Annotated in this window: 10 protein-coding genes; 4 read left to right on the top strand and 6 right to left on the bottom strand. The window is 59.6% G+C overall.

Features of this window, described 5'->3' with window-relative positions; genetic code table 11:
• Positions 1-49 precede the first annotated feature (49 nt).
• Entirely contained in the window at positions 50-490 is a 441-nt protein-coding gene (locus tag ACRESH_RS00520) for an NUDIX hydrolase (protein ID WP_431740094.1), read from the bottom strand.
• Positions 491-584: 94 nt separating this feature from the next.
• Positions 585-2810 (bottom strand): NADP-dependent isocitrate dehydrogenase, encoded by a 2226-nt coding sequence (locus ACRESH_RS00515; RefSeq protein WP_431740093.1) that lies wholly within the window; start codon positions 2808-2810, stop codon positions 585-587.
• A 406-nt stretch (positions 2811-3216) separates the two neighbouring features.
• Here ACRESH_RS00515 and icd point away from each other — a divergent pair, with 406 nt between their 5' ends.
• On the top strand, positions 3217-4473 hold the full coding sequence (gene icd, locus ACRESH_RS00510) for an NADP-dependent isocitrate dehydrogenase (RefSeq protein WP_045201398.1): 1257 nt from the start codon (positions 3217-3219) through the stop codon (positions 4471-4473).
• Between the two features lie 59 nt (positions 4474-4532).
• Here the strand turns inward: icd and cspD are convergent, their stop codons facing one another.
• Positions 4533-4787, bottom strand: a complete 255-nt coding sequence (cspD, locus tag ACRESH_RS00505; protein WP_431740092.1) for a cold shock domain-containing protein CspD — start codon at positions 4785-4787, stop codon at positions 4533-4535.
• Between the two features lie 225 nt (positions 4788-5012).
• Here cspD and clpS point away from each other — a divergent pair, with 225 nt between their 5' ends.
• Positions 5013-5375: an ATP-dependent Clp protease adapter ClpS gene (clpS, locus tag ACRESH_RS00500; RefSeq protein WP_009400967.1), complete on the top strand. Its 363-nt coding sequence runs from the start codon at positions 5013-5015 to the stop codon at positions 5373-5375.
• Between the two features lie 30 nt (positions 5376-5405).
• Positions 5406-7676 (top strand): ATP-dependent Clp protease ATP-binding subunit ClpA, encoded by a 2271-nt coding sequence (gene clpA / locus ACRESH_RS00495; protein ID WP_431740091.1) that lies wholly within the window; start codon positions 5406-5408, stop codon positions 7674-7676.
• A gap of 96 nt (positions 7677-7772) precedes the next feature.
• Here the strand turns inward: clpA and infA are convergent, their stop codons facing one another.
• The 3 genes from infA to aat all read right to left on the bottom strand — a co-directional run bounded on the left by infA (position 7773) and on the right by aat (position 9541).
• Complete coding sequence (gene infA / locus ACRESH_RS00490) at positions 7773-7991, bottom strand: translation initiation factor IF-1 (protein WP_002553999.1); 219 nt, start codon at positions 7989-7991, stop codon at positions 7773-7775.
• Positions 7992-8095: 104 nt separating this feature from the next.
• Positions 8096-8803, bottom strand: coding sequence for an arginyltransferase (locus ACRESH_RS00485; RefSeq protein ID WP_431740090.1), 708 nt, complete (start codon positions 8801-8803; stop codon positions 8096-8098).
• 57 nt (positions 8804-8860) lie between these two features.
• A complete protein-coding gene (aat, locus tag ACRESH_RS00480) occupies positions 8861-9541 on the bottom strand; it encodes a leucyl/phenylalanyl-tRNA--protein transferase (RefSeq protein ID WP_431740089.1) in 681 nt (226 codons plus the stop codon).
• Between the two features lie 292 nt (positions 9542-9833).
• On the opposite strand from aat, the gene ftsK reads away from it, so the two are divergent.
• A complete protein-coding gene (ftsK, locus tag ACRESH_RS00475; protein WP_431740088.1) occupies positions 9834-12242 on the top strand; it encodes a DNA translocase FtsK in 2409 nt (802 codons plus the stop codon).
• Positions 12243-12254: the final 12 nt, after the last annotated feature.

Below are 12254 nucleotides of genomic sequence, written 5' to 3'. Positions count from 1 at the left end.
AAAAAGACAACGATTCTATCAGGCTGCGGGCCTCAAGGCATCGTCACTGTCAGTCGCGAATCAACGCCAGGCTGTGCAGCGGCCCGGCCAGGTAGTCGTCGATGCAGCGCGGCACCAGCTCGCTGCGCCAGCGCTCGGGGTCAGCCAGCAGCTCGTCACGGGTCAGCCACACGGCGCGCACGATGTCGTTGTCCAGGGCGCGCTCGGGGTGGTGCCTGAGTGCGCGGGCGGCGAAGCAGATGCGCTGGTAGGTCACGCCGTTGCTTGGGGCTGTATAGAGATAGATGCCGACGACGCCGGTCAGTTCGACCTCCCAGGCGGTTTCCTCGAGGGTTTCGCGCCGGGCCGCTTCGCGCAGGCTTTCGTTGGCCTCAAGATGGCCGGCGGGTTGGTTGAAAACGTGCTTGCCGGCCTTGAACTCTTCGACCATAAGGAAGCGGCCCTGGTCTTCGACGATGGTGGCGACGGTGATGTGGGGTTGCCAGGTCATTCGGAAAGCCCTGTGTGGTTTTGGTGGACCTTATCCCGGAAAAGCAGAAGCCCCGGTGCGTGGCCGGGGCTTCCGTTGTTACGTCAAGCGAACCTTACAGTGCGGCAACCGCGCTGTTGAAGGTCAGGCTCGGGCGCATCACTTTGCTGGTCAGCTCGGCATCCGGGTAGTAGTAACCACCGATTTCAGCCGGCTTGCCCTGAACGGCGTTGAGCTCGGCGACGATGGTCGCTTCGTTCTCGGCCAGGGCTTTTGCCAGTGGGGCGAAGCGCGCTTGCAGGGCAGCGTCGTCGCTCTGTGCAGCCAGTGCCTGGGCCCAGTACAGGGTCAGGTAGAAGTGGCTGCCACGGTTGTCGATACCGCCGACCTTGCGCGCAGGGGACTTGTTGGTGTCCAGGAACTGGCCGGTGGCCTGGTCCAGGGTCGCCGCCAGTACCTTGGCTTTCGGGTTGGCGTAGGCAGTGCTCAGGTGCTCCAGGGACGCGGCCAGGGCGAGGAACTCACCGAGGGAGTCCCAGCGCAGGAAGTTCTCTTCGACCAGTTGCTGTACGTGCTTCGGTGCCGAGCCGCCGGCGCCGGTTTCGAACAGGCCGCCGTTGTTCATCAGCGGTACGATCGACAGCATCTTGGCGCTGGTGCCCAGTTCCATGATCGGGAACAGGTCGGTCAGGTAGTCGCGCAGTACGTTACCGGTCACCGAGATGGTGTCCTGGCCCGCACGGATGCGCTGCAGGGAAACCTTCATGGCCTCGACAGGCGGCAGGACGCGGATGTCCAGGCCAGCGGTGTCGTGGTCTTTCAGGTACTTCTGGACCTTCTCGATCAGCACGCCGTCGTGGGCACGCTGCGGGTCGAGCCAGAACAGCGCCGGAGTGTTGCTGGCGCGGGCGCGGTTGACGGCCAGTTTGACCCAGTCCTGGATCGGCGCGTCTTTGGTCTGGCACATGCGGAAGATGTCGCCGGCTTCGACTTCCTGCGACAGCAGCAGGTTGCCCTTGCCGTCAACCACGCGGATTACGCCGTCGGCCTTGGCCTGGAAGGTCTTGTCGTGGGAGCCGTACTCTTCGGCTTTCTGCGCCATCAGGCCAACGTTCGGTACGCTGCCCATGGTGGTCGGATCGAAGGCGCCGTGTTGCTTGCAGTCTTCGATAACGGCCTGGTAGATGGTCGCGTAGCAGCGATCCGGGATCACTGCCTTGGTGTCCTGCAGCTGGCCTTCGGTGTTCCACATCTTGCCCGAGTCACGGATCATCGCCGGCATCGAGGCGTCGACGATGACGTCGCTCGGCACGTGCAGGTTGGTGATGCCCTTGTCGGAGTTGACCATGGCCAGCGCCGGACGCACGTCGTAGACGGCTTTGATGTCGGCTTCGATCTGCGCCTGCTGTTCAGCTGGCAGGGTCTTGATACGGGCGTACAGGTCGCCGATGCCGTTGTTCAGGTTGAAGCCGATCTGCTCCAGTACCACGGCGTGCTTGTTCAGCGCGTCCTGGTAATACTCGGCAACGATCTGGCCGAACATGATCGGGTCGGAGACCTTCATCATGGTGGCTTTGAGGTGTACCGACAGCAGTACGCCCTTGGCCTTGGCGTCTTCGATTTCAGCGGCAATGAACTTGCGCAGGGCCTTGGTGCTCATGACGGCGCAGTCGATGATCTCGCCGGCTTTTACCGAGGTCTTTTCCTTCAGAACGGTGGTGGTGCCGTTCTTGTCCAGCAGTTCGATACGCAGGCTGTCATCGGCTTCGATCAGCGCGGCTTTCTCGCTGCCGTAGAAGTCGCCCTGGCTCATGTGGGCCACGTGGGACTTGGAGTCGGCAGCCCAGGCACCCATCTTGTGCGGGTGCTTGCGTGCGTAGTTTTTGACCGACAGCGGGGCGCGGCGGTCGGAGTTGCCTTCACGCAGAACCGGGTTTACGGCGCTGCCCTTGATGCGGTCGTAGCGAGCCTTGGCTTCTTTCTCGGCATCGGTAGCGGCGGCTTCAGGGTAGTCAGGAACGTTGAAGCCCTTGGCTTGCAGCTCCTTGATCGCGGCCTTGAGCTGCGGTACCGAGGCGCTGATGTTCGGCAGCTTGATGATGTTGGCTTCTGGCGTGGTGGCCAGTTGGCCCAGTTCTGCCAGGTGGTCGGCCACTTGCTTGTCGGCGCCGAGCTGTTCAGGGAAGGCAGAAAGGATGCGGCCGGCCAGAGAGATGTCCCGGGTTTCTACGGCGATGTCGGCGCAAGCGGTGAAGGCTTCGACGATGGGGAGCAGTGAATAGGTGGCGAGGGCAGGGGCTTCGTCGGTGAAGGTGTAGATGATCTTGGATCGGGTGGGCATATTCGGGTTAACTCTCTGTTTTGCTGAGCGTGCGCAGAATCTCGAAGTGCGCAGGGTAGGCGCTTCGCTCAGACACATCTATGAGCAGAAGGTCGAGGGTTCTGTGCGGTGATGGTGGATTGCATCAGTCGAGTGTCAAGCGGCTGAACTGCGGTAACAGCCCAGTCAGGTCGGGGTCGCGTTTCAGACGGTTCGCCCCAGTGACCCTTTGGTCACCGGCGGAGTATACCAAATCCTTGATCGGAATCATCAAGATCAACGTGTAACAGCGGCTTTTTTAGACCAAAGATGTAGGTGCATTAGCTCCAATTTGGTGCATTCGCAGCCATGGTTTCCGTTGCCGTGCAACTGGGGTACGCTCTGGGGATCCAGATGACGTACCACACCAAAAAAAACGGAGTGCAGCATGGGATACCAGAAAATCAAGGTTCCGGCAGTCGGCGACAAAATCACCGTCAATGCGGACCATTCTCTCAATGTTCCTGATAATCCGATCATCCCGTTCATCGAAGGCGACGGCATTGGCGTAGACGTCAGTCCCGTCATGATCAAAGTGGTCGATGCTGCTGTAGAAAAAGCCTATGGGGGCAAGCGCAAGATTTCCTGGATGGAAGTCTACGCCGGTGAAAAAGCCACCCAGGTGTATGACCAGGATACCTGGCTGCCCCAGGAAACCCTGGATGCGGTCAAAGATTACGTCGTTTCCATCAAGGGCCCGCTGACCACCCCGGTCGGGGGTGGTATTCGCTCCCTCAACGTTGCCCTGCGCCAGCAGCTGGACCTATATGTCTGCCTGCGTCCTGTGGTGTGGTTCCAGGGCGTGCCGAGCCCGGTGAAAAAGCCGGGTGATGTCGACATGGTGATCTTCCGCGAAAACTCCGAAGACATTTATGCCGGTATCGAATGGAAGGCCGGTTCTCCCGAAGCGACCAAGGTCATCAAGTTCCTGAAAGAAGAAATGGGCGTCACCAAGATCCGTTTCGACCAGGATTGCGGCATCGGCATCAAGCCGGTCTCGAAAGAAGGTACTCAGCGTCTGGTGCGCAAGGCCTTGCAGTACGTGGTGGACAACGACCGCAAGTCGCTGACCATCGTGCACAAAGGCAACATCATGAAGTTCACCGAAGGTGCCTTCAAGGATTGGGGTTACGAGGTGGCCAAGAACGAATTCGGCGCCGAGCTGCTCGATGGCGGCCCATGGATGAAGTTCAAGAACCCGAAAACCGGCCGTGAAGTTATCGTCAAGGATGCCATTGCTGACGCCATGCTCCAGCAGATCCTGCTGCGTCCGGCCGAATACGACGTGATTGCCACCCTCAACCTCAATGGCGACTACCTTTCCGACGCCCTGGCGGCGGAAGTGGGTGGTATCGGTATTGCGCCGGGCGCCAACCTGTCCGATACCGTGGCCATGTTCGAAGCCACTCACGGTACCGCGCCGAAATACGCTGGCAAGGACCAGGTCAACCCAGGGTCGGTGATTCTCTCGGCCGAGATGATGCTGCGTCATCTGGGCTGGACCGAGGCGGCCGACCTGATCATCAAGGGCACCAATGGCGCCATTGCCGCCAAGACCGTGACTTATGACTTCGAGCGCCTGATGGACGGCGCGACCTTGGTCAGCAGTTCCGGTTTCGGTGAAGCATTGATCAAGCATATGTAAGCCAGGCATAAAAAGCCGGCCCGTTCACAAGAACGGGCCGGCTTTTTTTGTGCTGTGTGTCAGACAGTTGCGGTGGTAGACGGTGCGGGTGTTGGATCAGTGGTCGCGGCTTTCAGTCCGTTGATTTTTATCGCATGCAGTCCTTTTGGTCCCTGGATGATCTCGAAGTTGACGACCTGTCCGGCTTTCAGGGTTTTATAACCCTCCATCTCGATAGCCGAGTAGTGTGCAAACAGGTCCTCTGTTTTCCCGTCTTCATTGATGAATCCATAGCCCTTGGCATTGTTGAACCACTTGACTTTACCGCTTGCCATCCTCATATCCCTCTGCAAAGGACTCCATCACTGGAGTATCATCCACTCCATCCGCATATGAACCTGCGAAAATTCTGGTTGACTGCGCGGATCTTTATCGACCACGGTGGGCTCTTATTGGTTGTAACACCGTTTTGCCGATAGTCAAGGTGAGGTGACGGCTGTCCCGCGTCACCTGTGCGGTCAATCCATAATCCAACCTGTCGAAATGATGAAATTCTTTCCATGCATGCACATAGCCAGATTCGACTAACATTCAATCAGGATCGCCCGCAATCGCATGAGGACGATGGTTCTGGCCTGGCGGTACAGGAGGCTAAACCGGCCCTGCAGGCACCACCGATGTACAAGGTGGTTTTGTTCAATGATGACTACACACCGATGGATTTCGTCGTCGAAGTGCTCGAGGTGTTTTTTAACCTGAATCGCGAGCTGGCGACCAAGGTCATGCTGGCCGTCCATACAGAAGGGCGGGCAGTATGCGGATTGTTTACCCGTGACATCGCCGAGACCAAGGCCATGCAGGTCAACCAATACGCAAGGGAAAGCCAGCATCCGCTACTCTGTGAAATCGAGAAGGACGGTTAATCGCCGACCACTTGGGTATGAGGTGAAGCTATGTTAAACCGCGAGCTCGAAGTCACCCTCAATCTGGCCTTCAAGGAGGCACGCTCGAAGCGTCATGAGTTCATGACTGTCGAGCACCTGCTGCTGGCGCTATTGGATAATGAGGCCGCCGCGACTGTTCTGCGCGCCTGCGGCGCGAACCTCGATAAACTCAAACACGACCTGCAGGAGTTCATCGACTCCACCACGCCGTTGATTCCCGTGCATGACGAGGATCGTGAAACCCAGCCAACCCTGGGCTTCCAGCGTGTATTGCAGCGCGCAGTCTTCCATGTCCAGAGCTCGGGCAAGCGTGAAGTCACCGGCGCCAATGTGCTGGTAGCGATTTTCAGCGAACAGGAAAGTCAGGCCGTGTTCCTGCTTAAGCAGCAGAGCGTGGCACGTATCGACGTGGTCAATTACATCGCCCATGGCATCTCCAAGGTGCCGGGCCATGGTGAACACTCCGAGGGCGAGCAGGATATGCAGGATGAGGATGGCGGCGAGACTTCATCGTCGGGCAATCCACTGGATGCCTATGCCAGCAACCTCAACGAGCAGGCCCGTCAAGGGCGGATCGACCCGTTGGTCGGTCGCGAACTCGAAGTCGAGCGTGTGGCGCAGATCCTCGCTCGTCGGCGCAAGAACAACCCGCTGCTGGTCGGTGAGGCTGGTGTCGGCAAGACGGCCATCGCCGAAGGCCTGGCCAAGCGCATTGTCGACGGCCAGGTGCCTGACCTGCTGGCGCAAAGCGTGGTTTACTCCCTGGACCTGGGCGCTTTGCTGGCCGGTACCAAGTACCGCGGTGACTTTGAGAAGCGCTTCAAGGCGCTGCTCAACGAGCTGCGCAAACGTCCGCAGGCGATCCTGTTCATCGACGAGATCCACACCATCATCGGTGCCGGTGCGGCGTCCGGTGGAGTTATGGATGCCTCCAACCTGCTCAAGCCGCTGCTGTCTTCGGGTGATATCCGTTGCATCGGTTCGACCACCTTCCAGGAATTTCGCGGAATCTTCGAAAAGGATCGTGCTTTGGCGCGGCGCTTCCAGAAGGTCGATGTCAGCGAACCATCGGTGGAAGACACCGTAGGTATCCTGCGTGGGCTCAAGGGGCGTTTCGAGTCTCATCACAACATCGAGTACAGTGATGAGGCCTTGCGTGCCGCTGCAGAGCTTGCGGCGCGCTACATCAATGATCGGCACATGCCCGACAAGGCTATCGATGTAATCGACGAAGCCGGTGCCTACCAGCGCCTGCAGCCGGTGGAGAAGCGCGTCAAGCGTATCGATGTGCCACAAGTCGAGGACATCGTCGCGAAAATCGCGCGGATTCCACCGAAACACGTCACCAGTTCCGACAAGGAGCTGCTGCGTAACCTTGAGCGTGACCTGAAGCTGACGGTGTTCGGTCAGGATGCGGCGATCGATTCGCTGGCGACTGCGATCAAGCTGTCGCGTGCCGGCCTGAAGTCGCCTGATAAGCCTGTCGGTTCGTTCCTGTTCGCAGGGCCTACCGGTGTAGGTAAAACCGAGGCGGCTCGTCAGCTGGCCAAGGCCCTGGGCGTCGAGCTGGTGCGCTTCGACATGTCCGAGTACATGGAGCGCCATACCGTATCGCGTTTGATCGGTGCGCCTCCAGGCTATGTCGGTTTCGATCAGGGTGGTTTGCTCACTGAGGCTATTACCAAGCAGCCGCACTGCGTATTGCTGCTCGATGAGATCGAGAAGGCTCATCCGGAAGTCTTCAACCTGCTGCTGCAGGTAATGGACCACGGCACCCTGACCGACAACAACGGGCGCAAGGCGGACTTTCGCAACGTTATTGTGATCATGACTACCAACGCCGGTGCTGAAACCGCTGCGCGAGCCTCGATTGGCTTCACTCAGCAGGATCACTCTTCCGACGCCATGGAAGTGATCAAGAAGAGCTTTACGCCGGAGTTCCGCAACCGTCTGGACACTATTATCCAGTTTGGTCGCCTGAGTCACGAAGTGATCAAAAGTGTGGTGGACAAGTTCCTTACTGAGCTGCAGGCGCAACTGGAAGACAAGCGTGTCCTGTTGGAAGTGAGTGATGCGGCGCGGGGGTGGTTGGCCGCTGGTGGTTACGATGCGCAGATGGGCGCGCGGCCAATGGCGCGGCTGATCCAGGACAAGATCAAGCGGCCATTGGCCGAGGAGATCCTGTTTGGCGAGCTGGCCGAGCATGGCGGTGTGGTGCACATCGACATTCGCGATGGCGAGCTGGTGTTCGACTTCGAGACCACGGCCGAGATGGCCTGACAAGAGGTGTGGGGGCGGATGAATCCGCTCCCTTGGTCGTCAGGATGGAGCAACAAAAACGCCCGGCATATAGCCGGGCGTTTTTGTTGGTGACGCTTAGCGGGCGCGGTAGGTGATGCGCCCCTTGCTCAGGTCGTAAGGCGTCAGTTCGACGCGGACCTTGTCACCAGTCAGGATACGAATGTAGTTCTTGCGCATTTTTCCGGAGATATGCGCGGTAACGACGTGCCCATTTTCCAACTCCACACGGAACATGGTGTTGGGCAGGGTGTCGACGACAGTGCCTTCCATTTCGAAGCTGTCTTCTTTCGACATGCAGTAAAGCCCTCGGTGTCCAGTTAATGGCCCGGTGCACAACTGCGCCAGGCAAAAAAAGTGGCGTGCATTGTGCCCGAAAAATGGGCTTCAAGCCAATGATTTCAGTTCAGGCTTACCCAGCGCTGATTGATCAACAGCTCGATGGGGCGGTACTGGGTCTTGTAGTTCATCTTTTTGCAGTTTTTGATCCAGTAACCGAGGTAGACCGCGTCCAGTCCCAGGCGCACGGCTTCGCTGATCTGCCAGAGGATGGCGAAGCGGCCCAGGCTGCGGCGCTCTTCGTCGGGGTCGTAGAAGGTGTAGACCGCCGACAGGCCATTGGGCAGCAGGTCGGTGACTGCAACGGCGACCAGGCGGCCATCCAGGCGGAACTCGTAGAAGCGTGAAAACGGCAGGTCGCGGACCAGGAAGGTGGCAAATTGGTCGCGGCTGGGCGGGTACATGTCTCCGTCGGCGTGGCGTTGCTCGATGTAGCGCCGGTACAGTTCGAAGTGCTCTTCCTTGAACGCCGGGCGTGCGGCTATGACGGTCAGGTCGGCATTGCGCTTGAGGATGCGTTTCTGCTGGCGATTGGGTAAAAAGCGCGCAGCCGGGATCCGCGCCGGCACGCAAGCGTTGCAGTTTTGGCAGTGTGGGCGATACAGGTGGTCGCCGCTACGCCGGAAGCCCATTTCCGACAGGTCTGCGTAGACATTCACATCCATCGGCTGGCTCGGGTCGAGAAACAGCGTGGTGGCTTGCTCGTCTGGCAGGTAGCTGCAGGAATGGGGTTGAGTGGCATAAAACTTCAACCGCGCCAGCTCTGTCATGATCAACCCCTCGGGAGGTGCTTTAGATTTAAGTGTAAGCCAGCTGGAAAAACTCGCCTAGCAAACCCAGCTGGCGCTGCTGGGTTGGTCCAGGTAGCGCTGCAGGTAGTCGGCAAAGGTTGCCCGGGCAATGGCCCGGGCTCCCAGGCTGTGCAGGTGATCGGTCGGCATCTGGCAGTCGATCAGGATAAACCCGGCCTGCTGCAGGTGTTCGACCAGGGTCACGAAACCTACCTTGGACGCGTTGTCGGCGCGGCTGAACATCGACTCGCCGAAAAACAGCCGGCCCATGGCCAGGCCGTACAGGCCACCGACCAATTCACCGTCCTGACGCACTTCAACCGAGTGGGCAATGCCCTGTTGATGCAGCTTGAGGTACGCCGCCTGCATGCTGTCGGTGATCCAGGTGCCGTCGGCATCGTCGCGGGGGGCGGCGCAGGCGGCAATCACCGCGGCAAAGTCCTGGTCGAAGCTGACCTGGTAGTGGCCTTGGCGAATGAACTTGCGCAACGAGCGTGACACATGCAACTCGTCGGGAAACAGCACAGTGCGCGGGTCGGGTGACCACCAGAGGATCGGCTGGCCGTCCTGGTACCAGGGGAAGCAGCCATGGCGGTAGGCCTGCACCAGGCGCTCGGCGCTGAGGTCGCCGCCAGCGGCAAGCAGGCCGTTGGGGTCGCGCATGGCCTTATCCAGCGCTGGGAAAGTCAGGGAGTTGCGGCTCAACCAGGTCAGCATCGTCGTTTAATGGCGGAGTAGGGGAGGGCGCCCAGCATCGCTCCATTCCAGAGCCTTCGCAACTTGCATGGAGCTTTGTTGTCACACTTGCACAAAAACACCGCATAAGCCTTTGTCACAAAAGAAAATGCGTGCTCAAATTGCGATATAGGAAATTGGCCCCCGTTTACGCTTCTTTCTGGCGTGCCGCCATGGCGGTAGGCGGGCAGTAATGTTAAAAGTAGTGGTTTGTTGACTGTTTAATTAGGTCAATCACTGTTGGACGCGCATTGAGCGCAGGAATAGACGCGTTTTGAAGAAATCCACCGCAACATCGAATCCCTTGCCTGTGCCGCTGTGGCGCCAGCAGCTGCATTATCGCCTCAAGGAAGGCGCGCTGATCGCCATGGGGGCGCTGTGCCTGTACCTGTGGATGGCGCTGCTGACCTACGATCAGGCCGATCCGGGCTTCAGCCACACCAGCAACGTCGAGCAGGTGCAGAATGCCGCCGGACGTGCCGGTGCCTACTTCGCCGATATCCTGTTCATGGTGCTGGGCTATTTCGCCTACATTTTCCCGCTGTTGCTGGCGATCAAGACCTGGCAGATCTTCCGCGAGCGTCACCAGCCCTGGCAGTGGAGCGGCTGGCTGTTCTCCTGGCGCCTGATCGGCCTGGTGTTCCTGGTGCTCTCGGGCGCGGCGCTGGCGCATATTCACTTCCATTCGGCGGCCAGCCTGCCAGCCTCGGCCGGTGGCGCGCTGGGCGAAAGCCTGGGCGACCTGGCCAAGAACGCCTTGAACGTGCAGGGCAGCACCCTGATGTTCATTGCCTTGTTCCTGTTCGGCCTGACCGTGTTTACCGACCTGTCCTGGTTCAAGGTCATGGACGTGACCGGTAAGATCACCCTCGATCTGTTTGAGCTGTTCCAGGGCGCCGCCAATCGCTGGTGGGCCGCGCGCAATGAGCGTAAGCGCCTGGTGGCGCAGCTGCGTGAAGTCGACGACCAGGTCCATGACGTGGTGGCCCCGGTGGCGGCGGATCGTCGTGAGCAGGCCAAGGCCAAGGAGCGCATCCTCGAGCGTGACCAGGCCCTGACCAAGCATGTCGCCGAGCGCGCGCAGCAGCCCGCGCCGGTGATCATGCCGGCTCCGGTCAAAGTGCCTGAGCCGAGCAAGCGTGTGCAGAAAGAAAAACAGGCGCCGCTGTTCGTCGACAGTGCCATCGAAGGTACCCTGCCGCCGATCTCGATCCTCGACCCTGCCGAGAAGAAGCAGGTCAATTACTCGCCCGAATCCCTGGCTGGTGTCGGTCACCTGCTGGAAATCAAACTCAAGGAATTTGGCGTTGAAGTCTCGGTGGACTCCATCCACCCCGGCCCAGTGATCACCCGTTACGAAATCCAGCCAGCCGCCGGCGTCAAGGTCAGCCGTATCGCCAACCTGGCAAAAGACCTGGCCCGTTCTCTGGCGGTGACCAGCGTGCGGGTGGTTGAAGTGATTCCCGGCAAGACCACCGTCGGTATCGAGATTCCCAACGAAGACCGGCAGATCGTGCGCTTCTCCGAAGTGCTGTCGTCGCCGCAGTACGACGAAGCCAAATCGCCAGTTACCATGGCCCTGGGGCACGACATCGGCGGCAAGCCGGTGATCACTGACCTGGCGAAGATGCCGCACCTGCTGGTGGCAGGTACTACCGGTTCCGGTAAATCGGTGGGGGTCAACGCCATGATCCTGTCGATCCTGTTCAAGTCCGGCCCGGAAGACGCCAAACTGATCATGATCGACCCGAAAATGCTCGAGCTGTCGATCTACGAAGGCATTCCGCACCTGCTTTGCCCGGTCGTCACCGACATGAAGGACGCCGCCAACGCCCTGCGCTGGAGCGTTGCCGAGATGGAGCGGCGCTACAAGCTGATGGCGGCCATGGGCGTGCGTAACCTGGCGGGCTTCAACCGCAAGGTCAAAGACGCCGAAGAAGCCGGCGAGCCGATTTACGACCCGATGTTCAAGCGCGAAAGCATGGATGACGTGCCGCCGCTGCTGAAAACCCTGCCGACCATCGTGGTGGTGGTCGACGAATTCGCCGACATGATGATGATCGTCGGCAAGAAGGTCGAAGAGCTGATCGCCCGTATCGCCCAGAAGGCCCGAGCCGCTGGCATCCACCTGATTCTCGCGACCCAACGGCCATCGGTGGACGTGATCACCGGTCTGATCAAGGCCAACATCCCGACCCGTATGGCCTTCCAGGTGTCGAGCAAGATCGACTCGCGGACCATCATCGACCAGGGTGGCGCCGAGCAGTTGCTCGGCCACGGTGACATGCTCTACATGCCACCGGGCACCAGCCTGCCGATCCGTGTACACGGCGCCTTCGTTTCCGACGAAGAAGTCCATCGGGTGGTCGAGGCGTGGAAGCTGCGTGGCGCTCCGGACTACAACGACGACATCCTCAACGGTGTCGAAGAGGCCGGTAGCGGTTTCGACGGCGGTGGTGGCGGTGACGGTGATGATGCTGAAACCGACGCGCTATACGATGAAGCCGTACAATTCGTACTGGAAAGCCGTCGCGCTTCCATCTCCGCCGTGCAGCGCAAGCTGAAAATCGGCTATAACCGCGCCGCGCGGATGATCGAGTCAATGGAAATGGCCGGTGTCGTCACCGCCATGAACTCCAACGGCTCGCGTGAAGTGATTGCCCCCGGGCCGTCCCGCGACTGATGAACTACCCAG

It is taken from the genome of Pseudomonas sp. (assembly GCF_050739775.1).
In the GTDB taxonomy this organism is placed as follows: domain Bacteria; phylum Pseudomonadota; class Gammaproteobacteria; order Pseudomonadales; family Pseudomonadaceae; genus Aquipseudomonas.
The sequence above is the reverse complement of the archived record's forward strand: the minus strand, read 5'-3'. Positions and strand labels throughout refer to the sequence as shown.